Origin of the sequence: Paenibacillus sp. FSL H8-0282, from assembly GCF_037963825.1 — a bacterium.
GTDB classification, from domain to species: domain Bacteria; phylum Bacillota; class Bacilli; order Paenibacillales; family Paenibacillaceae; genus Paenibacillus_AQ; species Paenibacillus_AQ odorifer.
In genome coordinates, this window is the sequence record NZ_CP150146.1 from 5,403,711 (window position 1) to 5,430,192 (window position 26,482).

Here is a 26,482-nt window from a genome sequence, read left to right on the forward strand (position 1 = left end):
CAAATGAGGTTATCTCTGAAGTAGTGAATTCTACTGATGAGATAACCTCTTTCTCTTTTAGATAGACATTGGCTTACCTCCCCTCTTTATGATATGGTTTGATTGAATACTGCATGTTCTACTAACATTCGAAGGAGTGAGTCACTTTTGGTTAAAAAAATTAGTGTAGCAAACGGCGCACTTGAGGTGTCACAAATTTCGCTTGGCTGTATGCGGATTGCTGATTTATCTGCAAAAGAAGCAGATACACATGTACATAGTGCCCTCGAGCTCGGAATAGACTTTTTTGACCACGCCGACATCTACGCAGCTGGCAAAGCCGAGGAAGTATTCGCAGGTGTACTGGAGAACAATCCGGGTATGCGTGATAAAATGATGATCCAAACCAAATGCGGAATCCGCAACGGTTTTTTTGATTTCTCCAAGGAACATATCCTGCAATCCGTGGAAGGCAGCCTTAAGCGCTTGAAAACAGACTATATCGACGTCCTACTGCTTCACCGTCCTGATACGCTATTCGAGCCAGAAGAAGTCGCTGAGGCTTTTGATATTCTGGAAAGCAAAGGTATGGTCAAACACTTTGGTGTCAGCAATCAGAACCCGTTGCAAATCGAGCTGCTTAAGAAAAATGTAAAGCAACCGCTGCTGTTCAACCAGCTGCAATTGAGCATTATGGTCACTGGCATGATTGATACAGGTTTCAATGTGAATATGACTAACTCCGGTTCAGTTGTTCATGATGGCGGGATTTTGGAGTACAGTCGCCTGCATGACATGACCATTCAGCCTTGGTCGCCTTTCCAATATGGCTTCTTTGAAGGCGTATTCTTAGATAACGATAAGTTCCCTGAATTGAACGAGGTCATTAACCGCTTAGCAGCTGAAAAAGACGTAACCAATACAGCGATTGCCATCGCATGGATTCTCAGACATCCGGCAAATATGCAGCCTGTCGTTGGCACAACTAATACGCAGCGCTTGCGTGATATTGCCAAAGCTTCCAATATTACTCTCACTCGGCAAGAATGGTATGAAATCTACCGTGCTGCCGGCAATGTCCTTCCATAAACACCTAAAGCCACGAGGTACGTTATTAACGTACGCCGTGGCTTTTTTACCAGAGAGCGATTCAATCCTCACGTTCTAGTAAAACTAGATAGACAGCGTCAAGATATTCGTATACTCACAAAAAGAACACAAAAAATTATAACTACTACCGAAATACTTAAGATCATAGTGATTCTTTTGTTATCCTTTTTCATAATCCATCCTTCCTCTCTATAGATGCACATCTCTCTTTTCAAAAGAAATTAAAGCAACGCTCAAGCAAACTCCTATGATTACAACAGGGATTAGGATCATACGAACACCCTCGTTTAGGGTATATATTTCATGTGAATTTACAGCAGAGAATTTAAAAATTTGCGTCGTTAGCGTATTTTCAGAAATCACTCTCAGATATACATACGAAGAGTCTTTCAGATAACCACTGAGCAGAAAATCGCCAAATACAAAAACAAACGTGGCAATAACAGCGGTAGCCGATTTTTTCATCAATACTCCTAACAACAGCACGACAGCGGAATAAGCTGCGAGATACAAAATATTGAATCCAATAGCCCCCATAGCAACGATAAACTTCCCCTCTAAGCTTTCATTTCCGATATGGGAACCCGTAACAAGCGCTGCCAGCATATACAATACATAAAAAAGACCAAAAAATTGAATTACCCACCATAATACAACTTTTAATTCGGTCAGATATTTTCCCAGTAAATATAATGACCTGCTCTGACCCGAAGCGATAATGGTTTGAACCGACCCATACTCAAATCCCTCGGTAGCAAAAAAACAAACGTAAATCGGGATGATAAAATACAGAAAAAAAGATAACTGAATGCTAGTGATTAAAGGCTCTAAAGGACCATCTATATCAAATCCTACTTGTACCCCCATCCAAACCAGTAATAAGGCACTTCCAAACAGCAAAAGAAGACTTATCCCCTTGAACATGGGATCCTTGGTTACATAATAAGCTTCAGCCTTAAGAAAATTCCTCATTCGTTACCTCCAGCAATTAGATCCATATAATAGTTCTCAAGATTTGGAGCCGACAGGTTAATCCCTTCAATATGGATGCCCCGCTTTAGAAAAAAAGACATCAGCTCTTCCAGATTTGTACTCTCTTTAGGAATTTGAATTTCTCCAGCTTCGCTGATCGTAATGGTTTCTAGTTGGAGTTCACTTTTCAAAATCTGAAGTGTCGCTGCGGGATCAGCCGTTCGAATACAGATTTTTGTTTCCGCCGTATGTAAGAGTTCCTCCGCAGAAGCTTCTTTGATTAACCTTCCTTTATGAATAAAACCGTATTGGGTCGCAAGTAGCTGCAACTCACTTAAAATATGACTGGAGATTAATATAGTCACTCCTTGTTCTTTGGATAGCTTCTCCAGGATCTTTCGCACTTCAACAATGCCTGACGGATCAAGACCATTAATAGGCTCGTCCAATACCAGAAATTTGGGATCGTTAAGTAGAGCAATAGCCAGACCTAAACGTTGTTTCATCCCAAGGGAGTATTCTGAGGTTAGCTTAGAACCGGCATCTGCCAGAGAAACTGCCTGCAATACTTCCGCAATTCTGCTCTTATCCTTAATCCCAAACGCACGGCAATAAAACGTAAGATTTTGCTTCGCATTTAGATTAGGATAAAGCGCTGGCCTTTCAATTAGAAATCCAACCTTTCGCCTCGCCTCGTGAACAGCTTTTGTGTCCTTTTTTTCAAAAAGAGAGATTTCGCCATGTGTCGGATGTACCAATCCGCCTATTATTTTCATTAATGTAGTTTTACCTGCCCCATTTTCGCCAACAAACCCATAAATATCTCCTACCCCAATCGTCATATAGACATCCTGAAGAGCAAAAGACTCTCCGTATTGTTTGCTTAAACCTTTGGCCTCAAAGATCGTTTGAGTCAAATCAAACACTCCTCTTTTCACTTTTCCACATCCTAACATGTTGCCATGAACTCTACATTCAAACTGTAACAATCAAGTTAGTTAATGTAATTATTAAGAAGGATTTGTATAATGTGACTTATATGGTCGACAAATTCCCGGATATTTTGGACAATTCTTGTCGAAAGGAATGATAAAGTGATACGTATTGCTGTCTGTGATGATGACTTTCCCACTACTGAATTAATAGAGAGACTTATTCTGGAGACTCAAAGGAATTTCACAAGGAAAATAGAGGTGTCGATCTTTTATTCCGGAGAAAGCTTCACTAAGGCCATTCAAGAGGCCTGCGCGTTTGATATTATTTTTATGGACATTGAAATGGCGGATATGGATGGAATAAAAGCTGGGTATGTACTGCGGGGAAATGATGAAAATGATCTAGTGCAGCTTATCTATGTCTCTAGTCATGATGAATATCATCTGCAACTCTTCGATGTTCAGCCCTCGGGATTTATCAAGAAACCTATCGATTCAGAGATATTTAAGCAAAAACTGATTTCTACGATTGAAAAAGTAATTCGCAAGCTGCAGCAAGGCAAAAAAAACTTCTTATCACTACAGCAAAAAGGAAAAGAAATTCTAATCCCCTATCGAAATATCATCTATCTGGAAAGCAACCGGCGGAGAATTATTCTTTATTCCTGCAACGATCAACTCGACTACTACAGTACACTAAACGAGGAAGAGCAGAAGCTTCCTGTGAGCGATTTTGTCCGAATCCATCAATCCTACATCGTTAACTTTTACTTTATTAAAGAAATCAGTAACCAGGGAGTAATTCTCCTAAATGGTGAAGCCTTACCCATTAGTGCAAAATACAGTGCCGATTTTAAGAAAAAATATCTGAAATTCAGGGGGAGTCTTGTTGGATAATATCTTTCTGGAGGAGTTATTCTATCTAGTAACGCTTCCACTTTTACCTATCATCATTCATTACTTCTACAGCCATTGTTTCGTTAGCCGACTTACCACCAAAGCCAATCTTGTTATCTTGTACTCTCTATATTTCCTCTGTATTGTCTTTCTGCACTATAGCTCACTGCCAGGCTCAATCCTACTCACACTCAATATTGGCCTGATTGCTCTCTTATCTTTTTTTTACAATGGAAATATCAAATGGCGGATCGTTGCCGCTCTTTTTCTGGTTGCGCTTATTACGCTTAGTGAGTTATCACTGCCCCTATTTTACTCGACAAAGGGATATATTCTGAACCAGTTTCTTTCCAAGCTGCTGATGTTTATATTAGCTTTTGTATCCGTGCGCGTAGCTAAAGCCTTTGGAAATGGCGGGTTATCTAAATGGTATTGGGTTCTATTATTTATTTGCCCTTCTATAAGCACACTAGGGATCTACAGCTTCGCATCCAGCCTTTATATGCAGTCCTTCCCTACCCTTGTTCCAATCCTGTCCACAGGACTACTCATCATAAATTTATTGATATTTATCTTATGTGACCGTATGTTAGTTATCCAATCTGCGCAGAACCAAAGTTATTTACTTGAGCAACAAAATGCTTACTATGTAAATCAATATCTTTTGACAAAAGAAATACAGGAAGAATCTTTTAAGTTCCAGCATGATATTAAAAATATTCTCATAGGTTTACGCGCAAAGGTACAATCCGGTGAAGATGCCAATCTGAATGAGTTGGACAACTTACTGGGGCAAATAGACAACCCAATAGGCGTTAGCAATAGCGGGAATACGATTATTGATTCCATTATCAACTACAAGCAGCAGGTCGCTGAAAAGCATCAGATCCCCTTCAAGTTAGACTTGAACATCCCTGCACAACTGACGCTCGACACCACAGTTATCAGTGTGATTTTAGGAAATGCACTGGACAATGCCATTGAAGCTTGTTGCGATAAAAGAAATGAAGAGTGCTATATAACCATACATATGCATTATCTTAATGAAAGCTTGTTCATCCGGATTCAGAATCCTTATGTGAATGAAATTCATACGAATCGTTTTGGCGACATCTGCTCCACAAAAACTAATAAATCCGGTCATGGTATAGGCTTAAAAAGTATCCAGAAGGTCGTTGAGGATAGTAATGGCTTAGTAGATATTTCATATAACAATAATCTATTTCAAGTCGAAATTGTTCTTTTTATGGTCCCCTGTAAAAAAAGGATTTAGAAGCTTATCATAAGCTTCATCATAAACCCAAGTGTTTCCTTCATCTTTACTGGTAAGATATATAGTTCCTGCCACACCGGTATCTTGATCAATTAACGAGATAGGGAACAGTCCTTCCTTTCTATTAAAGATAGGAGAAAGGGGATTTTTTTTATATTTATCAAACTTTTCTGGAATTTAATAAGCTCTGAAAATGAAAAAGGTCTATAAAATCGCTTATTAAGCAATCTTATAGACCTTTTTAGTATACGGTGAGAGGCTCGAACCTATCGATATTTATTTTGAACGCATCAATAGATATAGGAAGTAAGGCACACTCAGCATTGTTACAATAATTCCTGCGGGAATATCTGACTTAAAGCTGACCGTTCGAGCAATCGTATCCGCTACAAGCAGCAATAGTGCACCAATAAGCGCTGAAGTAGGTAGAAGCACTTTGTAGTCGTGACCTACCAGCTTGCGAGCCACATGCGGACTAATCAATCCAATAAAGAAGATCGAGCCCCCGAGCGCTACACAGCCAGAAGCTATGCCTACAGCCGCAATTGCCAAGCGCAAAAATTTCTTCTTTACAGCGACTCCTAATCCTATCGAAATTTCGTTGCCTAGCACCAAGACGTTCAATGTCCTGAAATTAGAAAGAATATATACGAATAGCAGCAATACCCAAGGTGCCAACAAGCTGATATAAGACCACTTGTCCCCCCATAAATATCCTGCTTGCCAACGCTGCGCAAACTCATACTTCTGGTCATCAAGCTTTAAAGTCAGGAATAGCGACAGCGCACTAAACCCCATATTGATCGCAACACCAGTCAAGATAAGTCGTGTAGAAGAAATCATACGACGTTTTCTATAGGCTAGAACATAGATCAGAGCTGCTGCCAGCAGACCACCTAAGAATGCCATAGACGGCAGTAATAATGTTATAGCGGCGCCTTGAATGCTTACCGTTGAGATAATCAGCAACACCATAAGACCTGAACCTGAGCTAATACCAAGCATGCCGGGATCAGCCAGATCATTGCGCAGCAAAGCCTGCATAACTGCACCTGCCAGTGCCATCCCAAATCCAACAAGTATCGCTAATACGATCCGAGGAAGACGAAACTTATAAACAACGAGATTATGCTCCTCTGGACCTTGTCCAAGCAATACTTGAAATACTTCAAGTGGATTGAGGGACACCTTTCCCATATTAAGACTAAGAATAGCTCCTGCAATAAGCAGTATTAAAAGAGATAGAATCCATATTGTAGCCTTATGCGATTTAACAACATTCATTTGAAGGCTCTCCTCTCTTTGCTCGCAATTAGCAAGAAGAAAGGAACACCAATCATTGCAAAAATAATGCCCAGTGCTGTCTCTGCCGGACGATTAATCAGCCTTCCTGCGATATCCGCTACAACCATAAGTGCGCCGCCGTAAATGGCTGATGCCGGAATAATATAACGATAATCTACACCTACAAAAAAACGCATAATATGCGGAATAATCAACCCTACAAAGCCGATTGGCCCTACAAGTGCAACAGCTACACCCGCTAGTAAAAGGACCGCAAGCGTAGCTATCATCTTAACGAGAACGATCCGTTGCCCGAAGCCTTTCGCAATCTCTTCCCCCAAGTTTAAAACAGTGATAGAGCGTGCAATGAATAGTGACAAAGCCAGTCCACCTAAGAACCAAGGTATAACTAGCCTAATTTCCACCCATGTTGCTCCAGCCACACTACCCGAAGTCCAATAAGCAAGGGCACGACCAATTCCATAGTTTAATGAGATAAATGACCCCACAGCTCCAAATAGCATTGTAATTGATATTCCAGCTAGCACCAGTCGTTGAGGTGTCATTCCTGAACGATTCAATGAAGCGGCAAGATACGTTAATCCTGCTCCAAGTCCTGCGCCAATAAAGCTAACCAGCAAGGTTGTTGTCTGCAGTTGTCCTGGAAGAAAAACCAGTGTAACGGCCATTGCAAGTGCTGCTCCTGCATTTACTCCCATTAATCCGGAATCTGCTAAGGGATTTCGCGTATAGCCCTGCATAACCGCTCCTGCTACCGCGAGACACATACCTGCAATAATATCAGCTGCTGTACGCGGAATACGAAGGGCATGAATAATCTGATGCTCGGTCAGTTCAGGATCAAAATTAAAAATCGCTGTCCATGCCATCTTCAGGCTCATAGAAGCAGAGCCAAATGAGATAGAAGCTGCTACTGAAAGCAGCAGCAGCAGTATCCCTAGGAGTAGAAACAGACCGAAATACGATTTCCCTCTTAAATCAGGGATAACGGTTGTTCTATCATCTAGCTTTCTATTTTTTTTCATACGCTGACACTAGCTTCTCAACTACAAAATCTAGCTGCTTATCAAGAGAGAAGATATCGGAATAATATGAAAAATCAAACCCAATTTCGATCAATCTACCTTCTTTGATTGCTGGAATGCTGTTCCAAATTGGATTGTCCGACAAATCATCAGCCCCATCCCATACAGAGCGGAACACGAAGTCTCCTATATACTCAGGTAACACCTCTAAGGAAACAAACCCTCCAGTAGCCTTCTCTCTGCCATCAATCTTTTTCTGAAGAATCTCTGGTGCTTTTAGCCCTAAATATTCATAAATGATCTGAGAGCCCCTTCCATAAAGCTTGCTATCGATCACCGCCATCTCTTTTTTGCCGCCTTCGATAATGGTTACTGTCTTATCCAAAATTCCAAGTTCATCAAGCTGCTGCTTGCTCTTCTCCAACTTCTCGTGGAAATTATCTAATAGAGCTTGTGCCTCCTGCTCCTTGCCAAATACCTCGCCAATCTTCATTACACGTTCATCCGTCGCCATTTTTTCATAAGGAATTGGAACGGTCGGTGCAATATCCTTAAGGATTTCGTAAGTTTCTTCAGAAGCAGCTATGATCAAGTCCGGCTTTACTGCCATAATAGCCTCTGGATTAGGCTCATACCATGAACCTAGATCTTCAATCCCCCCCAGCTCTTCTGCAAAGGCCGCTCCTTCAAAGACACTCGAAGTCCCTACTGGCTTAATGCCGAGGGCCACAAGATCCCCTTGAAGGTATAACACGACAACCCTCTTTGGATTAGCTGGAACAACAATGTCTCCCTTTATTGTAGAGATAGTTCTTGTCTGAGCCTCCTTATTGGCATTGTCAATTGCAGTTGAATTATTTGCTGGTGATGATGTAACTTCAGAAGCTTTGGATCCATTAGAATTTGTGGCATTAGAACCAACACTTGCAGATCCACATGCACTTAATAGCAAGGTAAAGCTAAGCAACATCGCTACAATAAAACTTGACGTCTTTGTTAATCTCATAGGTGAAGACCCTCCGGTTATTTCATTTTGATAATAGTAATGATAATGATTATCATACTCAATAACATTATATCGGGAGGATATGTGCTCGCCAATGGAGAATTTGGCGGTGGTAAATGGACGATTGTCCGATGAGCTCACCTGCCTGCTTTCCTTGCGGAACCGGATGGGAGATTGACCATTGTATTTACTGAACACACGACTGAAGTAATATACATCGCTATATCCAACTTCTTCTGCAATTTCGCGAAGTGGAGCATCGGTACATCGTAATAGCTCTTCTGCATGTTTAAGCCGGAATCGTATCAAGTATTCAATCAAGCTGAACCCCGTCTCCCCTTTAAAACGCGTTGATAAATGACGAGGGCTGTAATTAAATTGCTCCGCTATAGATTCTAGTGATAAATTATGACGATAATGCTCCTCAATATAACGGACAACCTGCCCAATGACATCCGGTTGCCTGAGGTTAATTCCATCCTTTGTGAACTGCTTTAATAACTCATGTATAAACTGATAGAACAAGCCTTTAACTTGAATTCTTTCCAATTGGCTTCCTTGTGCCCAAAGTTGTTCCATTGCCATTAGTTGATAGTGCAGTGGTAAAGGCTCCAAAGACTCGAAGCTATACTGCATCCGAAATGGATTGCTGCGTTCTAAAAGTCTTGCTAAATCCTTTCTTCCTGGCAAGGAGGCTCTATAGAATAATAAATAGTATTCAAACAACCTCCCTGTCTCTATACTTAGTCTCATACCCTTGCCACCATGCACAATAAAGTGACGGTCTGCGTCGTAATCTATACCGTTGAGATTCAAGCTGGCCGTACCCCGCACACAGTAGATAAATCCACATGCTGGTAATACATAGCCTTGCAGCTTGTCCCCAGGCTTCATCACAGCATGTCGAATATCAAGTACTTTAACAGCGGCATAATTCCATGCGAAAATATGATCTTCCAGCCTCATCTTTGCAATACACTCCGATCTGCTCCACAATCTATTTGAATTAATTATATTTCACAATAAATGATAATGATTATCAATTAGTATTAGGTAGTTCCTCTATTTTGTCAATCGCTGTTTAGTATCATGATTGCTTATAGCTTTCGAAGTGGAGCTTCCTCAGGAATGCCTCTATCTCATTCACATATCCTCTTACATTAATCTTTCTGGGTACAACTAAGTCCAATTTCTTATTCATACTTGAAGGATGTATCAAAAGTTTTCCGGCACAGGCATGAACGGAATTGTAAAAAAACAAACAAAAAAGTTCATCAGATATAGTATCTAATGAACTTTGAGTTGATTTAGTTGGTACCGGTGAGAGGACTCGAACCTCCACGGTTTCCCTCTCGATTTTGAGTCGAGCGCGTCTGCCATTCCGCCACACCGGCAAAGTATTAAGTTAAAATATGGCGCGCCCTGAGAGATTCGAACTCCCGGCCTTTTGATTCGTAGTCAAACGCTCTATCCAGCTGAGCTAAGGGCGCAAAATTTATATGGAGCGGACGACGGGAATCGAACCCGCGACCCTCGCCTTGGCAAGGCGATGCTCTACCGCTGAGCCACGTCCGCACACGGTATGTATTGATGTCCGACTCACTAAAGAAGTGAGCCATGAAGGACTCGAACCTTCGACACCCTGATTAAAAGTCAGGTGCTCTACCAACTGAGCTAATGGCTCATAAAGCAAGAAAATGGCGGAACCGACGGGATTCGAACCCGCGGTCTCCTGCGTGACAGGCAGGCATGTTAGGCCAACTACACCACGGTTCCAGAAGAATAATTGCTTAATGAAAATTGGTTGCGGGGGCAGGATTTGAACCTGCGACCTTCGGGTTATGAGCCCGACGAGCTACCGGGCTGCTCCACCCCGCGTTAGTAAAAAAGTATTAATTCCCTTGGATTCCTCGGAAAGTATCCGGAATCCTTAGTGAAGCATTAACTTCACTTTTGGGGATGTGTTATGGTGGAGGCTGAGGGGATCGAACCCCCGACCCTCTGCTTGTAAGGCAGATGCTCTCCCAGCTGAGCTAAGCCTCCATGTAAAGAAGCAACTTAATTATCATAACATAATCAAATCTGTAATGCAACCATTTTTTCTAGAAGTCTGATGCTGTTTCAAGAAGAAGTGGTGACCCGTATGGGATTCGAACCCATGTTACCTCCGTGAAAGGGAGGTGTCTTAACCCCTTGACCAACGGGCCGTTTTAAAAACAAATTGTTTTGACAACAAAAAAGATTATATCATGTATTATTAAGTATAGCAATACCTAAATTGATTATTTTTCTTTTTACTCTTCACTAGGTAATAGATTGATATGAAGCTTTTGAGCTATTATCTCAATGATTTCACCCGTAGTTCTATCATTCGTGTCTAGATGCTGCTTAAACACCTCGTGATCAAGCCCTGTGATGCACCTGTCGATCTGCTGAGCAGCCCAAGAGTCTTTTCCTTCACCTCTAACGCTTAATCTCTTAAGCAAGGTCTCTCGGGAGGCACACAAACTAAAATGATAAAGCTCTATACCTCCATCAATTAACTTGCCTATGATTTCCCTGCAATAATCCGGATTCATTAGGGTCATAGGCACGATAATTATTCCATCATATTCGCTAGCTATGTTTTTCTTCGATACATTTCATATGCGGTTTGTGTCTTCCCTGAACCAAAAGCACCATTTATCCATATAATCATGATCATTTGCCTCCATGAACTAATTTTCATTCAAAAACCACTTCACAGTGATTGCCTATCCTTATAATAAGCTGCTAAATATCGCACAACAAAAAGACCACTGTCGATTACTCAACAGTGGTCTTGCGTGCTTGGCAACGTCCTACTCTCCCAGGACCCTTCGGTCCAAGTACCATCGGCGCTGGAGGGCTTAACGGTCGTGTTCGGGATGGGTACGCGTGGAACCCCTCCGCTATCGCCACCAAACGGGCATTTGCGGTACAAATGCATTATTCAGGTCTCAGCATCGCCAAATGCTGAAAACAAATTCATCATCATACAGTCACTTGGACTATATAAATCTGAGCTTGATTCCTGAAAACTGAATCCGAAACGAATCTGCATTCTAAGTATAGGATAAGCCCTCGACCGATTAGTATTGGTCAGCTCCATGCATTACTGCACTTCCACCTCCAACCTATCTACCTCGTCGTCTTCAAGGGGTCTTACTAATTGGGAAATCTCATCTTGAGGGGGGCTTCACGCTTAGATGCTTTCAGCGCTTATCCCGTCCGTACGTAGCTACCCAGCCATGCTCCTGGCGGAACAACTGGTGCACCAGCGGTACGTCCATCCCGGTCCTCTCGTACTAAGGACAGCTCCTCTCAAATTTCCTGCGCCCACGACAGATAGGGACCGAACTGTCTCACGACGTTCTGAACCCAGCTCGCGTACCGCTTTAATGGGCGAACAGCCCAACCCTTGGGACCTACTTCAGCCCCAGGATGCGATGAGCCGACATCGAGGTGCCAAACCTCCCCGTCGATGTGGACTCTTGGGGGAGATAAGCCTGTTATCCCCAGGGTAGCTTTTATCCGTTGAGCGATGGCCCTTCCATGCGGTACCACCGGATCACTAAGTCCGACTTTCGTCCCTGCTCGACTTGTAGGTCTCGCAGTCAAGCTCCCTTATGCCTTTGCACTCTGCGAATGATTTCCAACCATTCTGAGGGAACCTTGGAACGCCTCCGTTACTCTTTAGGAGGCGACCGCCCCAGTCAAACTGCCCGCCTGACACGGTCCCCGTACCCGGTAAGGGTACTAGGTTAGAACCTAGATACGATCAGGGTGGTATCCCAACGGCGCCTCCACCGAAGCTTGCGCTCCGATTTCTACGGCTCCCACCTATCCTGTACAGATCGTACCCAAATTCAATATCAAGCTGCAGTAAAGCTCCATGGGGTCTTTCCGTCTTGTCGCGGGTAACCTGCATCTTCACAGGTATTAAAATTTCACCGGATCTCTCGTTGAGACAGCGCCCAAGTCGTTACGCCATTCGTGCGGGTCAGAATTTACCTGACAAGGAATTTCGCTACCTTAGGACCGTTATAGTTACGGCCGCCGTTTACTGGGGCTTCGGTTCATAGCTTCGGGTTACCCCTAACCACTCCCCTTAACCTTCCAGCACCGGGCAGGCGTCAGCCCGTATACTTCGCCTTGCGGCTTCGCACAGACCTGTGTTTTTGCTAAACAGTCGCTTGGGCCTTTTCACTGCGGCCCCCTCGTGCTATTCACACTACCGGGGCACCCCTTCTCCCGAAGTTACGGGGTCATTTTGCCGAGTTCCTTAACGAGAGTTCTTCCGCGCGCCTTAGAATTCTCTTCTCGCCTACCTGTGTCGGTTTGCGGTACGGGCACCTTCTCCTGGCTAGAGGCTTTTCTTGGCAGTGTGAGATCATGACCTTCGCTACTATAATTTTCGCTCCCCATCACAGCCCAGCCTTAATGATGTGCGGATTTGCCTACACATCAGCCTCACTGCTTAGACGGACATCCATCAGTCCGCGTCACTACCCTCCTGCGTCACCCCATCGCTCATAGCGGATTACGGTGGTACAGTAATTTCAAACTGTTGTCCTTCGACTACGCCTTTCGGCCTCGCCTTAGGTCCCGACTTACCCTGAGCGGACGAGCCTTCCTCAGGAAACCTTGGGCTTTCGGCGGATCAGATTCTCACTGATCTTTTCGTTACTCATACCGGCATTCTCACTTGTGTAGTGTCCAGCGCTCTTTTCAGTACACCTTCAACCCCTACACAACGCTCCCCTACCCCAGATACATAGTATCTAGCCATAGCTTCGGTGGTGTGTTTAGCCCCGTTACATTTTCGGCGCAGAGTCACTCGACCAGTGAGCTATTACGCACTCTTTCAATGGTGGCTGCTTCTAAGCCAACATCCTGGTTGTCTGTGCAACTCCACATCCTTTCCCACTTAACACACACTTGGGGACCTTAGCTGATGGTCTGGGCTGTTTCCCTTTTGACAATGGATCTTAGCACTCACTGTCTGACTCCCGGCAATAAGTATATGGCATTCGGAGTTTGACTGAGCTTGGTAATCCTTGCGGACCCCGCACCCAATCAGTGCTCTACCTCCACTACTCTTATACCGAGGCTAGCCCTAAAGCTATTTCGGGGAGAACCAGCTATCTCCGAGTTCGATTGGAATTTCTCCGCTACCCCCACCTCATCCCCGCACTTTTCAACGTACGTGGGTTCGGGCCTCCAGTGCGTGTTACCGCACCTTCACCCTGGACAGGGGTAGATCACACGGTTTCGGGTCTACGTCCACATACTAATTCGCCCTATTCAGACTCGCTTTCGCTGCGGCTCCACCTTCTCGGCTTAACCTTGCATGTTAAACGTAACTCGCCGGTTCATTCTACAAAAGGCACGCCATCACCCATTAATAGGGCTCTGACTTTTTGTAAGCACACGGTTTCAGGTTCTATTTCACTCCCCTTCCGGGGTGCTTTTCACCTTTCCCTCACGGTACTGTTTCACTATCGGTCGCCAGGTAGTATTTAGCCTTAGCAGATGGTCCTGCTGGATTCATACGGGGTTTCACGTGCCCCGCACTACTCGGGATCCGTCTCGGAGAGAACACAGTTTAGGCTACAGGGCTTTTACCTCTATCGCGGGCCTTTCCAGACCTCTTCGCCTACCATATTCCTTTGTAACTCCATGTGAGACGTCCCACAACCCCTAAGAGCAAGCTCTTAGGTTTAGGCTGTTCCGCGTTCGCTCGCCGCTACTGACGGAATCACTATTGTTTTCTCTTCCTCAGGGTACTTAGATGTTTCAGTTCCCCTGGTCTGCCTCTACATTTCCTATGTATTCAGAAATGAGTAACTGCGAATTACCACAGCTGGGTTTCCCCATTCGGACACCCCCGGATCAAAGCTTGCTTACAGCTCCCCGAGGCAGTTTCGTTGTTCGCCACGTCCTTCGTCGGCTCCTGGCGCCTAGGCATCCTCCGTGTGCTCTTATTAGCTTAACCTTGATTTTTCCGCAGAAAAATATCATACGATGACATTCTCTTTGGAATCATCCCACTAATAACATTTACTTGTTTGCACAAGTTGCTAAAAGATGTTCTAAAACGCAAATTCGTTTCGGTATCCAGTTTTCAAGGATCAAGTCTTACTTGAGAGCTTAAACTCTCAAAACTGAGCAACGAGTGAGTAACAGGCCTAAACCTGAGTTTGGAAGCTTAGCTTCCGATTTGAATGTTCTCATTGCAGAGAACGATTCTCCATAGAAAGGAGGTGATCCAGCCGCACCTTCCGATACGGCTACCTTGTTACGACTTCACCCCAATCATCTACCCCACCTTCGGCGGCTGGCTCCCTTGCGGGTTACCCCACCGACTTCGGGTGTTGTAAACTCTCGTGGTGTGACGGGCGGTGTGTACAAGACCCGGGAACGTATTCACCGCGGCATGCTGATCCGCGATTACTAGCAATTCCGACTTCATGCAGGCGAGTTGCAGCCTGCAATCCGAACTGAGACCGGCTTTGATGGGATTGGCTCCACCTCGCGGCTTCGCTTCCCGTTGTACCGGCCATTGTAGTACGTGTGTAGCCCAGGTCATAAGGGGCATGATGATTTGACGTCATCCCCACCTTCCTCCGGTTTGTCACCGGCAGTCACTCTAGAGTGCCCAACATTACTTGCTGGCAACTAAAGTTAAGGGTTGCGCTCGTTGCGGGACTTAACCCAACATCTCACGACACGAGCTGACGACAACCATGCACCACCTGTCTCCTCTGTCCCGAAGGCCGCTGCTATCTCTAGCAGATTCAGAGGGATGTCAAGACCTGGTAAGGTTCTTCGCGTTGCTTCGAATTAAACCACATACTCCACTGCTTGTGCGGGTCCCCGTCAATTCCTTTGAGTTTCAGTCTTGCGACCGTACTCCCCAGGCGGAGTGCTTACTGTGTTAACTTCGGCACCAAGGGTATCGAAACCCCTAACACCTAGCACTCATCGTTTACGGCGTGGACTACCAGGGTATCTAATCCTGTTTGCTCCCCACGCTTTCGCGCCTCAGCGTCAGTTACAGCCCAGAAAGTCGCCTTCGCCACTGGTGTTCCTCCACATATCTACGCATTTCACCGCTACACGTGGAATTCCACTTTCCTCTTCTGTACTCAAGCCACCCAGTTTCCAGTGCGACCTCAGGTTGAGCCCAAGGTTTAAACACCAGACTTAAATAGCCGCCTGCGCGCGCTTTACGCCCAATAATTCCGGACAACGCTTGCCCCCTACGTATTACCGCGGCTGCTGGCACGTAGTTAGCCGGGGCTTTCTTCTCAGGTACCGTCACTCCGGTAGCAGTTACTCTACCGGACGTTCTTCCCTGGCAACAGAGCTTTACGATCCGAAAACCTTCATCACTCACGCGGCGTTGCTCCGTCAGGCTTTCGCCCATTGCGGAAGATTCCCTACTGCTGCCTCCCGTAGGAGTCTGGGCCGTGTCTCAGTCCCAGTGTGGCCGTTCACCCTCTCAGGTCGGCTACGCATCGTCGCCTTGGTGGGCCGTTACCCCACCAACTAGCTAATGCGCCGCAGGCCCATCCCTCAGTGACAGATTGCTCCGTCTTTCATTCTTCTCTCAGGAGAAAAAAGAAATTATCCGGTATTAGCTACCGTTTCCGGTAGTTATCCCAGTCTGAAGGGCAGGTTGCCTACGTGTTACTCACCCGTCCGCCGCTAAGTTATTTTGAAAGCAAGCTTTCAAAATAACTCCGCTCGACTTGCATGTATTAGGCACGCCGCCAGCGTTCGTCCTGAGCCAGGATCAAACTCTCCAATTAGTATTGAAAAGAGCGATATGCTCATTTTGAAACATCTGACGAGAAAATTAATTCTCTAATTTTGGATTTCACTTGCGTGATTTCCTACTCACTCGTTGTTCAGTTTTCAAAGATCAAGTTCTCGTTGGCGCCGTTTAATGTCTCAGCAGCAACTCTTATAATATATCATGCTTTCTGATTTATTGCAACTCTTTTTTTTAAAGTTCTTTGCAATCTAATTCAGATTAACACTCACCAACCGAAAGCTTTATAGTTCCTCTTTGCGACTGGATTTATAATGTACCATATATCCCTATATAAAAACAATACTTAAAAATTTATATTTTATAAATAAGTGCTTTTGCCCCACTTTATTTAACATCTTTTATCCCTATTTACCTATAAAAAAACGTGTAGATTCTTAGGATACAGAATCTACACGTAAGTCAAACAACGGCTTAATATATAAATTTATTAGTTTGAAATCCAAGGATTTCTACGTTTTTTAGTACTCGCTGCTGAACCTTGAGATTTCGTAGCAGCTTTGCTTTTCTTGCTGCTAGGTTGACCTGAAGTCTTTGCTTTTTTGCCTGTTGCTGTTTCCTTTGCTACACTCCCCTTATTCTTGAGAGCAGCGTTAGAAGTTGACTCATCAGTCTCTGTTCTAGCCGTTTCGGGAGATTCCTGCACGAACGCTTCAGGTTCTTGAATTTCCGGCACCCGATTATGCTGCGAATAATTACCTATCCCTGGATACTGCGGATTGGATGGAATATTAGAGTTATCCGGTCCACCAAATGCTCCAAGCGTAGAAGTAGGTACCATTCCCTGATTAGGCATTCCTGCTCCATATGCGGAAAAAGCGTTTGGATTCCCATATTCAGGATAGGTGTTATATACAGGCATGTCATATGAATAAGTTTGCACTGGTTGAATATGCACGCCTCCGCACCCACAAGTTGGCCAAGGAAGGTTCGGCGTCTGTCCTCCATATTGAGGAACAGCATACGGGGAGAAATCCCCGCCAACATTCATGCCAGCAACATTAGCCTCCATCGGATTCCACTGTCCTGGACTCATATTAGGGGCAGCATTGGGATTCCATTGCTCTGGGCTTATGTTTGGTGCGGCAATTGGATTCCATTGTTCTGGGCTTATGTTTGGCGCGGCATTTGGATTCCATTGTTCTGGGCTTATGTTTGGCGCGGCATTTGGATTCCATTGTTCTGGACTCATATTAGAATACATATTGCCCGAAAAATAACATGGTGAAATACATTCTGGTGCATAAGCCATTGGCTGAACATAACTTGGTGCCCAGTTCATGTTCATATTAGGGCTATTTTGATATGAATCATAGAGATAAGGATTTCCTCCCAGGCCCGGGTATCCGTTGGAATTGTCCCATGAGCAATCATTGTCTGCTTTCTTCTCAGCTTTAGGTGCTTCTTGTTGAGCAATCGGTTCTTGATTTGGAACCGTAATCTGAACAAATAAACTCTGCATTTCAATTTCTTGCACTGGAGCAACTTCCATTTGCATATTAGGCGCAGGATTGGGTGCAATGTTTTGTGTATTAATAGGGGCGATGTTTAGCGATGGGTGTGGTGCAGAATTAGATTTAGGTGAGATATTTGTCACTGGTTTAGGTGCTGGTTTAGCTTCTGGCTTTATTTCTGGTTTGGTCTCTGGTTTAGTTTCCGGTTTAGGTGTAGGCACTACCTCAGCAGCAGGCTGTTCTTTGGGACCTGTATATTCCTTGCCACCCACCTGCGTTTTCTCTGACGCGTTAGACGGTGTATACCCAGGCTGTGTCGGTGAGGTATTGGATACTTTTTTTGGAATATTTACTACTTCCCCTAACATAAGTACATTTGGATTCTTTAGTTGGGGATTGGCCTCAACCATATCCTTCAAAGGAATTCCCCAGGCTTTAGATAATTTCCACAAGGTATCTCCTTGTTTAACGGTGTGCTTGTAGTAAACTTCACTGTTCTCCGGTACGGATACAGGGGCCGTAGGTATTTTTACTTTGTCTCCAACCGCTAACACATTCGGATTACTGATCTGCGGGTTTGCTTCAATAATTTTTTGTAACGGCACTCCGTACTTTTGCGATAATGCATACAAACTATCGCCTTGTTTGACAATGTGTATTTTCACGTAGCATTAACCTCCTAAAAGTTTTGTGGAGTATTGCTTTCTTTACAGCTACACAGCAAAACTGACTTCGAAAGCAAACACCCTTTTCATGGAACATTGCTCTCTTACAAAGTTATATGCGGTACAGCCGCCTCCTTCGTTACTACATCTTATGCAGCCCATGGGCGAATGACATCCCCGAAATAAAAAAAATCCTTTCATGATCCATGAAAAGATTAACCGGAGACTCCCGTTTTCTTCTGCATGTATGCATAAAAGGACTTCTGATGCGTATTCAATGCTATTTACGTTGTATGATTAGTCTTTATTCCCAAACCTTATAGCCATCTTTATCAACCACATTACGGAACTCTTCGAGCAGCTTCAAAGTGATTGGACCCGCTTGTCCTTCACCAATGATCCGGCCGTCAATTTCACGTGCAGCAATAACCTCAGCAGCTGTGCCAGTGAAGAACACCTCGTCCGCTATATAAACATCATGCATTGTGAACGGTTCTTCTTTCAGTTTAATACCTAATTTCTCGCAGAGCTCAATGATCGCCAGACGGGTAATTCCTTCAAGGGCTCCCAAGTAACATGGAGGAGTGAAAACTACACCATTTTTGATGATGAAAATGTTATCGCCCGATCCCTCAGTAACATAACCTTGAGCGTTCATCATGATGGCTTCGTCGGCTTCTGCCAAGTTGGATTGGATTTTTACTAGGATATTGTTTAGGTAATTAAGCGATTTGATCTTTGGATTGAGTGCATCCGGAATATTACGGCGTTGGGACACAGAAACTGCACGAAGTCCGTTCAAATACGCTTGTTCTGGGTAAATAGCCAGTTGCTCAACGATAATAATTACACTAGCTTTTGGACAACGGCGTGGATCAAGACCTAAGTTCCCTGGTCCCCGGGAGACGATCAGTCGAATATAACCGTTCCGCATGTCATTAAGACGAATCGTTTCAGCCATAGCCTCCAGCATCTCATCATACGTTAGCGGAATGTCCAGCATGATCGATTTTGCCGAATCATACAGTCTGTCCAAATGCTCTTTACATTTAAAAATATTGCCGTTATAGATACGGATACCTTCAAAAATGCCGTCTCCATACAAAAAACCGTGATCAAAAACGGATACCTTTGCATTTTCCTTCGTTACGTGTTGTCCATCCAAATAGATCCATTGCTCAGCCATGAATTTACTGCACCTCCGCTTTCTCTTCCTCATAGGTGTATGTGGGATACGAGCCCAGAATCCTTACCTGACAGCCTAAAGCACTAATTTCTTCAATAGCCCCTGGCAGCAGAACAGATTCTATCGGTTCCAGCACATCAATATAAAAATAATAAGTACCCAGCTTCTTCTTCGTTGGTCGTGATTCAATACGCGATAAATTCAGTTTCCGCCAGGAAAAAGCAGCAAGCACCTGATGCAAGGCACCTGGAAAATCCTCTGGCAGCGTTACAAGAACACTCGTCTTTACTCCTGTGCTGCTCCGCGGAAGATCTATCTTCTGTGGACCAACCAGGACAAACCGTGTGTAGTTGTTGTTGTGATCTGTAATTTGCCGATCTACAATCTCCAGCCCATGAGTAGCGGCGCCAAGAGCGGTACCGATAGCAGCCCAGCCCTTACCGGGATTGTTTTTGACGATTTCCACAGCTTCAGAGGTACTTCCGACCGACTCCAGTTCAGCCCAAGGGGCATGCTTACGAACAAATTGCATGCATTGTGCCATTGCTACTGGATGCGAAAGGATTTTTACCATCTTGGTGAAATCCTTGTTGCCGTCTGTATCTGTGAATTCCCTTGGGTTACCGATAAGATTCTGTATCGACGGAAAAATCCATTCCGTCTGCATTGGCAAATCCACTTCATTGATGAGCCAATCGATGTGAAGACTAACTGAGCCTTCAATGGTATTTTCAATCGGAATCACGCTGTAATCGGTGGTACCATTCGCCGTAGAGAGAAATACATCGGAAATTAACTTGTGATGCACAAGCTTTACAGGTTCACCGTTAAACAAATGCAGCAGCGCTTCGTGGGATACCGAGCCCTGCGGCAATACCGCTATTGATTTCATGACCGTACTCCTTTTATCATATCCAAAAATGATACGTTTTGCATCTCGTTTATTTCGAGCAGCTCTGTAGTAACTCCAGAAGCACAAGGTGTTAACCAACATGTCCGAGCGGAAATGCCATGTTCCTGCATCGTATTCTTCAAGAAGGCCTCAAGCTCACTCTTACGGGTCTCTTGGCGATCCACTAAACATAGCAGAGTCGGTCCAGCACCGCTAAGTGCGATCCCTAAAGCACCGTGTTCAGGAGCTTCTGCGAGCAGCTTCTCCATGCCCGGTATAAGCGGTGCACGATACGGCTGATGCAGGCGATCCTGCATCGCTCTGCTAAGCAGGTCAAGCCGGCCTGATGCCAGCGAAGCCGTCAATAGAGAGGTTCTGCTGATGTTGTACACAGCATCACTAACTGAGATTTCTGTTGGAAGCAATCCCCGCGCTTTTGTGGTTTCCAGTTCGAATTCAGGAATAACCACCAGCACCTCAAGATTTTGTGGTGGTTCTAGCCGAACATAATCCGCATGTTCACCATCCCACACCGCAGTAATAATGCCGCCAAACAAGGAGGCACCCACATTATCGGGATGTTTCTCAAGCTGGGTAGCCATATCAAACAGCTTAGCATTATCCAGCGGAGAGCCAATCATTGTGTTCGCTGCGGCCATTCCGCCAATAATAGCTGAGGCACTGCTGCCGAGTCCACGCGTAAGCGGAATTTCCGAGTACATGGATATCGATAATTCAGGCACCGTAACGCCTGCCTCTGCAAATACCATTTGAGCGACCTTATAGAGTAAATTGCTCTTATCCTGAGCCACTCCATTCATCTCATCACCATATAGATGAAAAACAGTCTCCTCTGCTTCCTCCATCTCAATCCAGGCATATAGCGGCAAAGCCATACCCAGAGTATCGAAGCCCGGACCAAGATTGGCAGTACTAGCAGGCACTTTAATCCTAGCTCTTCCGTAAATACTCATAACAGGTACAATCTCCTTACTATGTTTTGAAATATGAAAGTATTAGTTCAGTGGCTTGGTTAACCTTCCACACGATAATGGCTCTTAATCCGGCGGATGACTTTCAGCTCCTCGAAATGGCGCAGCACTTTGTTCATGCTTGCTTTACTAGCGTTATGAGTGACAATAATGATCTCCGCATCAGGATTATTGGGATTGGCTTGCTGAACTACTGAATCCAAACTTACATCATATTCGGCAAACACTTGAGTAATCTTAGCCAATACCCCTGCTTTATCATCAACATGCAGAAGCAAAAAGTTTTTATAAAAAATAGCTTCATCACTCTTAAGCTTTTTCTGCTTGTAAGGTACTTTTTGCTTCAATCCATTCACACCTAGTTTAAGGTTCTTAATGACAGCTACCAAATCAGCTACCACTGAGGTTGCAGTTGGCATTGCGCCCGCACCCGCACCGTAGAACATGGTCTCTCCCACTGCTTCCCCGTATACGTAAACTGCGTTGAACACGCCATTGACGGAAGCCAAGGGATGACTAGCCCGAATCAAGGTTGGCTGAACACTGATGCTGAATTCTTCATCCTGACGTTCAGCGATGCCTAACAGCTTAATTTCATATCCGAGACGTTTCGCAAAGGCGATATCCGCCTTACTCACCTGAGAAATCCCACTCACACTTACATCATGCAGCTCCACGTTAGTACGGAAACCTAAGGTTCCGAGAATCGCCATTTTGCGGGCAGCGTCCAGGCCTTCCACATCCGAGGTTGGATCAGACTCTGCGTATCCCAGATCCTGCGCTTCTTTTAACACATCATTATAGGATGCGCCTTCTTGGCTCATTTTGGTTAGTATGTAATTAGTCGTTCCATTCACGATACCTATAATCTTCATAATCTTATCTGAGGAAAAGCCCTCGATAAGTGTGCGGATAATCGGAATGCCTCCTGCTACGCTAGCCTCATAAAAGACATCACATTGCTTCTCCTGCGCCTTAGCAAGAATCTCCGAGCCGTGCAGCGCCATCAAATCCTTGTTCGCAGTTACGACATGTTTACCGCGTTCCAAAGCTTCAAGAATATATTCTTTGGTTCCCGCGATTCCCCCCATAACTTCAACGATGACATCAATTTCAGAATCACGAATCACATCCCATGGATCTGTCGTTATTTTAGCAGGATCAACCTCGATTTCGCGTGGTTTATTAGAATTATTCACAGCTATACGTTCAATGACAATTGAAGAGCCTACCTGGCTGCTTAAATCCTCTTGATTCCCTTCCACGATACGAACTACACCTGTGCCTACTGTTCCCAGGCCCAGCAACCCCACTTTAACCGGCTTCATCTGTCTCCTCCTAAAAGTTTACGAATATAGTTCCTATCCCTGTCCAACGATTAAAGCACGCTTCACTCCTGGAATCTCTTTCAGACTATCCAGCATCTCTCCGAGTTCCTCATTTAAGTGTGAAATTTCTACGGAGATCACCACATTTGCCCGCCCTTGCAGCGGAATACTCTGGTGAATCGTCAACACATTAGCCCCATGTCCCGCTACAGAGCCTAGTACCTTGGAAAGCATTCCAGATTCGTGCTCCAAATCCATGGAAATCGTAACGATCCGCTCTCGTTCGAGCTGATGGATCAAGTGAATTCCATCCTTGTATTTATAAAAAGCGCTTCGGCTTAATCCCACCTGCTCTACACCTTCATTTACGGTCTTCGCATCCCCGGCCTCAAGCAATTGTTTAACCTGCATAGTCTTAAGTACAGCATCAGGCAATATGTCCTCCCGGACCAAATAATAGCGTTCTCTCACGAACGTCCTCACCTCAAAGACTTTTGTGTTTTCTTAGTGGACATTATATCGGAAAAGGCTTGTAAAATGCAATAACTTTATCTGGATGCTCCAAGGCCGGGTAGTTAGGTGTAGTAAAACCCCCGGATTCCCGGGGGCAGAAGGCAATCGTATGTACACTAACTGTATGGAATCGTCGTCCCGCAATAGTCACAGATTTTATCCTGCCCTGGAAGTACTCTACTCTTAGCACCGCAACTCGGACAAACGATGGATTTCGGCAGTTGGACAGGTGGCTTAGGCCTATTCTCCGGCAATGACTGCCGCCCAGATGATGGCTGGTTCTCTGATGCCGCGGAGGGCTGTGCCCGGTCAGGATGTACAAGATTGGGCGGTTGTTTATCTAAGAGCTTAACACGTCCTTCATAATAGACAAGATCAGAAGCAAGTAACCCCCATCTCACCAAATACCGTAGGTCTCTACGTACATCATCTTCACTTTGTCTCGTGATATCAGCTAAATTACCAATATGCCTAACATCATCCACTACGATCAGCATGAGATACTTCTTGCACAGAAAATCAAAGTTTTCTGTTGCAAAGGTAGCCCTCCCTGCAAAGCTGTCCGCCGGAATTATAAAGATCACGTAGAGGACCACCAGAATGATCAATAAAGTGTACCACTTAAAATCCCCTTTGTAGGTCCCCACGGCGAAGAGGACAGCAAGTTCCATAAAAGCTCCCATACATACATGATAGAGCAATTTGTAGTTAAATGATTTCCGCTCATTCTTATAATGAGTGCTTACAAAACGAAGCATCGCAAGTACAAACCCAAGCGGAGCAAACAAATAGGCAATCGCCATGATGATTCGATCAAACACTGTCCGGTCTCGCTTGTTACGGTAGCGAAGGTTATTCTCAGGCGCACGCACCAGTGCTTGTGCCCGTTTGGAATAAATAAGCTTCGGCGGCAATTTTACAAATGGATTGTCTACACGTCCTTCATAATAAACAATATCTGGAGAAAGCACTCCCTGATCTTTTAAATATTCCAAAACCTCGCGGACATTCTCTTCACTGAATCCGCGAATATCGGATAGGCTGCCGATATGCCTTATGCCGTCCACAAGAACCAATGCGATATAGTCATTGCAAAGATAGGTGAATCCCTCTCTCCATCCTACGGCCCTAACCGACAATTTGATGGCGGGAATCCTAAACAATGCGTAGATAATCACCAGCCTGATCAAGAGTGCGACATAATCGATTTGACCGAGTAGCTTGCTAATAATGAAATAGATCGCCAATTCTACAAAGGCACCCATACACGCATGATAAAACAGGTTAATATTGCTTGCTTTGCGCTGTCTCTTGGAATGTGTAGATAATAACCGAATGGCAGCCAATATAAAGCCAACCGGAGCAAATACATACGCAAACACAATAGTCGTATAATCAAACGCCGTCCGCTCATATTCATGCTTGTACACAGGTTTTCCCGATGTCGGCGGCTGTCTGCGTATATCCAATCCACTCATTTTGTCTTTAATCCCCTTATTTATGTAATCCTATATGCGATGCAGCTAATCTGTTGGTTGACGGCATTAATTGTACGGGATCTTCGTTCCACAGTAATCACAGCTTTTAGATTGGCTTGGGAACACAGTATTCTGGGCTCCGCACCCCGGACAACGGATAGACTTAGGCAGTTGCGGCGGAGACTGAGGCTGCGCAGGTATCTGCTGCCCCGATGCTTGGGTTCTCCCCGTTCCTCCAAAGCCCGAAGTACTTTCAGGGTAACCTTGATTAGCTGCTGATGGTTCTGGCGTCTGGCGCCCTTCGGATAATGCGACATCAATATCAAGCAGCCCTTTATCCTTCAGATACTGGACATCTCTCCGTACATCACTTTCACTTTGGCCTATTCGTTCAGATATACTGCCAATATGCCGGATATTCTTATTTCGAATCAGCTCTATATAAGAAGTGTTAAGCTTAGAAAGGGTATATTTAGCTTTCGCTGTCACACTGGCCAGTATAAAAGCTGGAGTCAAAAACATGATTGCAATTAAAATAAGCGTTGATACTAATTCAGAAGTTCCAAATTCCCCATTGAGCGCACTAGAAAACATAGCAATAGAAAGTTCAACAAACCCACCAATAAATACATGCATCAGCAGATTGAGGTTAGTCGGTCTACGGTAATTTTTGTAATGCGTTGTCATCAAACGTAACAAGGCAAGCACAAGTCCAACTGGCATCAGCAGATAAGCAGCCGCGAGAATAACATAATCAAACCCGGTACGTTCGTATTTAAGCCGGGGAACGGCTGCATTTCCTCCCGGGAGCGGTGACGGCTCTTGTAGGTTCAAACTGTTCATGTAGTAAACTCCTCCTATTTAAGTGCCGCTAATTCACGGTTACGCCGCTGAAGTGTAGACTTTATACTCTCTGACATCTCATTTACTTCTACCTGCCAGCCCTCATGTGGCTCTTGGGTCGCCAGCAGTAGCTTCACGTGATCATGTAACAGAGAAATCTGCTGCTGCAGAATATCCTCTGTAGCATATAAAGACGGTTCTGATATCGGATCACTGTACTTAAATTTTTCCTCCAACATATCTAACACGTTCACTAGCTGCTCGGATCCGGAATTCTTCCAGCTACTAGCCAGCTCACTCATTTCAGTTAATTCGTTCTGATACCGCCGAAACTTTTGTAAAGACCTTTTGGCTTGCTGTTCCCCTGCCCCAGCATTCCACCCGTAAAGCCCTATCGCGGCCAAAGTGATCGCTCCTAACACAAGAATCAGCAATTGTTCGGCTGCGTACCACAAGGCGGGTAACTCCAGCAGCCAATCGAAGAGTAAGGCCGATACAAATACGATGGCTGCATAGATTCCCGTAATGATTGCGCCGCTGATAAGAACAGGCGGAGTCTGCTGAATGCTACTTGCCGTTCGGAGCCAAAAAATACAATAGCCATAGATTACACTTTCTGCTAGCAGAACCGCGGATAAAGAAATTATGAACCGAAACAGTGAGTCAGAGAAACCTAATCCAATAAACGAGAACACTGTCAGTACTATAGCTACCGCATAAATGATGGTAATAATGTATATATATCTCCTGCTTTTGTTCATTAGGTCCTCC

At 44.7% G+C, this 26,482-nt stretch carries 18 protein-coding genes, 8 tRNA genes and 3 rRNA genes; 3 read left to right on the forward strand and 26 right to left on the reverse strand.

What is annotated here, in order from left to right:
• The first annotated feature begins 147 nt into the window (after positions 1 to 147).
• Complete coding sequence (locus NST94_RS23445) at positions 148 to 1,068, forward strand: aldo/keto reductase (protein WP_256719037.1); 921 nt, start codon at positions 148 to 150, stop codon at positions 1,066 to 1,068.
• A 210-nt stretch (positions 1,069 to 1,278) separates the two neighbouring features.
• On the opposite strand, the gene NST94_RS23450 is transcribed toward NST94_RS23445, so the two are convergent.
• Together NST94_RS23450 and NST94_RS23455 are read right to left on the reverse strand one after the other, a co-directional pair.
• Positions 1,279 to 2,061: a hypothetical protein gene (locus NST94_RS23450; RefSeq protein ID WP_076130409.1), complete on the reverse strand. Its 783-nt coding sequence runs from the start codon at positions 2,059 to 2,061 to the stop codon at positions 1,279 to 1,281.
• A complete protein-coding gene (locus NST94_RS23455; RefSeq protein ID WP_339169432.1) occupies positions 2,058 to 2,999 on the reverse strand; it encodes an ABC transporter ATP-binding protein in 942 nt (313 codons plus the stop codon). The genes NST94_RS23450 and NST94_RS23455 overlap by 4 nt, the downstream gene beginning before the upstream one ends.
• Before the next feature lie 156 nt (positions 3,000 to 3,155).
• Between NST94_RS23455 and NST94_RS23460 the strand changes: the two genes are divergently transcribed.
• The gene (locus NST94_RS23460; protein WP_076193193.1) at positions 3,156 to 3,893 is read left to right on the forward strand and encodes a LytTR family DNA-binding domain-containing protein; all 738 of its coding nucleotides are present in this window, start codon (positions 3,156 to 3,158) and stop codon (positions 3,891 to 3,893) included.
• On the forward strand, positions 3,886 to 5,166 hold the full coding sequence (locus NST94_RS23465) for a GHKL domain-containing protein (RefSeq protein WP_339281338.1): 1,281 nt from the start codon (positions 3,886 to 3,888) through the stop codon (positions 5,164 to 5,166). The genes NST94_RS23460 and NST94_RS23465 overlap by 8 nt, the downstream gene beginning before the upstream one ends.
• Positions 5,167 to 5,442: 276 nt before the next feature.
• Here NST94_RS23465 and NST94_RS23470 read toward each other — a convergent pair whose 3' ends face one another.
• From NST94_RS23470 to NST94_RS23585, 24 genes are all read right to left on the reverse strand, one after another.
• Positions 5,443 to 6,450, reverse strand: a complete 1,008-nt coding sequence (locus NST94_RS23470) for an iron ABC transporter permease (RefSeq protein WP_248549472.1) — start codon at positions 6,448 to 6,450, stop codon at positions 5,443 to 5,445.
• On the reverse strand, positions 6,447 to 7,496 hold the full coding sequence (locus tag NST94_RS23475) for an iron ABC transporter permease (protein WP_080742574.1): 1,050 nt from the start codon (positions 7,494 to 7,496) through the stop codon (positions 6,447 to 6,449). The genes NST94_RS23470 and NST94_RS23475 overlap by 4 nt, the downstream gene beginning before the upstream one ends.
• Positions 7,483 to 9,468, reverse strand: a complete 1,986-nt coding sequence (locus tag NST94_RS23480) for an AraC family transcriptional regulator (RefSeq protein ID WP_339281339.1) — start codon at positions 9,466 to 9,468, stop codon at positions 7,483 to 7,485. Before NST94_RS23480 ends, NST94_RS23475 begins: the two co-directional genes overlap by 14 nt.
• A gap of 346 nt (positions 9,469 to 9,814) precedes the next feature.
• Positions 9,815 to 9,896, reverse strand: a tRNA-Leu gene (locus NST94_RS23485).
• A 19-nt stretch (positions 9,897 to 9,915) separates the two neighbouring features.
• A tRNA-Arg gene (locus NST94_RS23490) sits at positions 9,916 to 9,992 on the reverse strand.
• A 10-nt stretch (positions 9,993 to 10,002) separates the two neighbouring features.
• Positions 10,003 to 10,077 (reverse strand) — tRNA-Gly (locus tag NST94_RS23495).
• Between the two features lie 36 nt (positions 10,078 to 10,113).
• A tRNA-Lys gene (locus NST94_RS23500) sits at positions 10,114 to 10,186 on the reverse strand.
• A 14-nt stretch (positions 10,187 to 10,200) separates the two neighbouring features.
• Positions 10,201 to 10,278, reverse strand: a tRNA-Asp gene (locus NST94_RS23505).
• A gap of 25 nt (positions 10,279 to 10,303) precedes the next feature.
• A tRNA-Met gene (locus tag NST94_RS23510) sits at positions 10,304 to 10,380 on the reverse strand.
• An 89-nt stretch (positions 10,381 to 10,469) separates the two neighbouring features.
• A tRNA-Val gene (locus tag NST94_RS23515) sits at positions 10,470 to 10,545 on the reverse strand.
• Between the two features lie 89 nt (positions 10,546 to 10,634).
• A tRNA-Glu gene (locus NST94_RS23520) sits at positions 10,635 to 10,709 on the reverse strand.
• A gap of 87 nt (positions 10,710 to 10,796) precedes the next feature.
• A complete protein-coding gene (locus NST94_RS23525) occupies positions 10,797 to 11,096 on the reverse strand; it encodes a hypothetical protein (RefSeq protein ID WP_280753791.1) in 300 nt (99 codons plus the stop codon).
• Positions 11,097 to 11,329: 233 nt separating this feature from the next.
• Positions 11,330 to 11,446: ribosomal RNA gene (gene rrf, locus NST94_RS23530) — 5S ribosomal RNA — on the reverse strand.
• Between the two features lie 146 nt (positions 11,447 to 11,592).
• A 23S ribosomal RNA gene (locus NST94_RS23535) occupies positions 11,593 to 14,518 on the reverse strand.
• 261 nt (positions 14,519 to 14,779) lie between these two features.
• A 16S ribosomal RNA gene (locus tag NST94_RS23540) occupies positions 14,780 to 16,337 on the reverse strand.
• Together the 16S, 23S and 5S rRNA genes form the textbook arrangement of a ribosomal RNA operon.
• Positions 16,338 to 16,790: 453 nt before the next feature.
• A complete protein-coding gene (locus tag NST94_RS23545) occupies positions 16,791 to 18,479 on the reverse strand; it encodes a LysM peptidoglycan-binding domain-containing protein (RefSeq protein ID WP_339281340.1) in 1,689 nt (562 codons plus the stop codon).
• Positions 18,480 to 18,783: 304 nt separating this feature from the next.
• Positions 18,784 to 19,665 carry a branched-chain-amino-acid transaminase gene (ilvE, locus tag NST94_RS23550; protein WP_036685189.1) on the reverse strand — a complete coding sequence of 294 codons (882 nt, stop codon included), beginning with the start codon at positions 19,663 to 19,665 and terminating at the stop codon, positions 18,784 to 18,786.
• Between the two features lie 4 nt (positions 19,666 to 19,669).
• Positions 19,670 to 20,557 carry a prephenate dehydratase gene (gene pheA / locus NST94_RS23555; protein ID WP_036685188.1) on the reverse strand — a complete coding sequence of 296 codons (888 nt, stop codon included), beginning with the start codon at positions 20,555 to 20,557 and terminating at the stop codon, positions 19,670 to 19,672.
• Positions 20,554 to 21,531 (reverse strand): homoserine kinase, encoded by a 978-nt coding sequence (thrB, locus tag NST94_RS23560; RefSeq protein WP_076129384.1) that lies wholly within the window; start codon positions 21,529 to 21,531, stop codon positions 20,554 to 20,556. The genes pheA and thrB overlap by 4 nt, the downstream gene beginning before the upstream one ends.
• A gap of 59 nt (positions 21,532 to 21,590) precedes the next feature.
• Positions 21,591 to 22,877 carry a homoserine dehydrogenase gene (locus tag NST94_RS23565; protein ID WP_339281341.1) on the reverse strand — a complete coding sequence of 429 codons (1,287 nt, stop codon included), beginning with the start codon at positions 22,875 to 22,877 and terminating at the stop codon, positions 21,591 to 21,593.
• A gap of 33 nt (positions 22,878 to 22,910) precedes the next feature.
• Positions 22,911 to 23,348: an ACT domain-containing protein gene (locus NST94_RS23570; protein ID WP_038573029.1), complete on the reverse strand. Its 438-nt coding sequence runs from the start codon at positions 23,346 to 23,348 to the stop codon at positions 22,911 to 22,913.
• A gap of 158 nt (positions 23,349 to 23,506) precedes the next feature.
• Positions 23,507 to 24,868: a hypothetical protein gene (locus NST94_RS23575; protein ID WP_076129385.1), complete on the reverse strand. Its 1,362-nt coding sequence runs from the start codon at positions 24,866 to 24,868 to the stop codon at positions 23,507 to 23,509.
• Positions 24,869 to 24,934: 66 nt separating this feature from the next.
• Positions 24,935 to 25,711, reverse strand: a complete 777-nt coding sequence (locus NST94_RS23580) for a hypothetical protein (protein ID WP_339281342.1) — start codon at positions 25,709 to 25,711, stop codon at positions 24,935 to 24,937.
• Between the two features lie 14 nt (positions 25,712 to 25,725).
• The gene (locus tag NST94_RS23585) at positions 25,726 to 26,472 is read right to left on the reverse strand and encodes a hypothetical protein (protein ID WP_339281343.1); all 747 of its coding nucleotides are present in this window, start codon (positions 26,470 to 26,472) and stop codon (positions 25,726 to 25,728) included.
• Between the last annotated feature and the right edge of the window lie 10 nt (positions 26,473 to 26,482).

Bases quoted from the DNA above. Each gene is read 5' to 3' on its own strand.
- NST94_RS23450 (WP_076130409.1), bottom strand. From the start codon at position 2,061: ATGAGGAATTTTCTTAAGGCTGAAGCTTATTATGTAACCAAGGATCCC.
- NST94_RS23470 (WP_248549472.1), bottom strand. From the start codon at position 6,450: ATGAATGTTGTTAAATCGCATAAGGCTACAATATGGATTCTATCTCTT.
- NST94_RS23475 (WP_080742574.1), bottom strand. From the start codon at position 7,496: ATGAAAAAAAATAGAAAGCTAGATGATAGAACAACCGTTATCCCTGAT.
- NST94_RS23480 (WP_339281339.1), bottom strand. From the start codon at position 9,468: ATGAGGCTGGAAGATCATATTTTCGCATGGAATTATGCCGCTGTTAAA.
- ilvE (WP_036685189.1), bottom strand. From the start codon at position 19,665: ATGGCTGAGCAATGGATCTATTTGGATGGACAACACGTAACGAAGGAA.
- pheA (WP_036685188.1), bottom strand. From the start codon at position 20,557: ATGAAATCAATAGCGGTATTGCCGCAGGGCTCGGTATCCCACGAAGCG.
- thrB (WP_076129384.1), bottom strand. From the start codon at position 21,531: ATGAGTATTTACGGAAGAGCTAGGATTAAAGTGCCTGCTAGTACTGCC.
- NST94_RS23565 (WP_339281341.1), bottom strand. From the start codon at position 22,877: ATGAAGCCGGTTAAAGTGGGGTTGCTGGGCCTGGGAACAGTAGGCACA.
- NST94_RS23575 (WP_076129385.1), bottom strand. From the start codon at position 24,868: ATGAGTGGATTGGATATACGCAGACAGCCGCCGACATCGGGAAAACCT.
- NST94_RS23580 (WP_339281342.1), bottom strand. From the start codon at position 25,711: ATGAACAGTTTGAACCTACAAGAGCCGTCACCGCTCCCGGGAGGAAAT.
- NST94_RS23585 (WP_339281343.1), bottom strand. From the start codon at position 26,472: ATGAACAAAAGCAGGAGATATATATACATTATTACCATCATTTATGCG.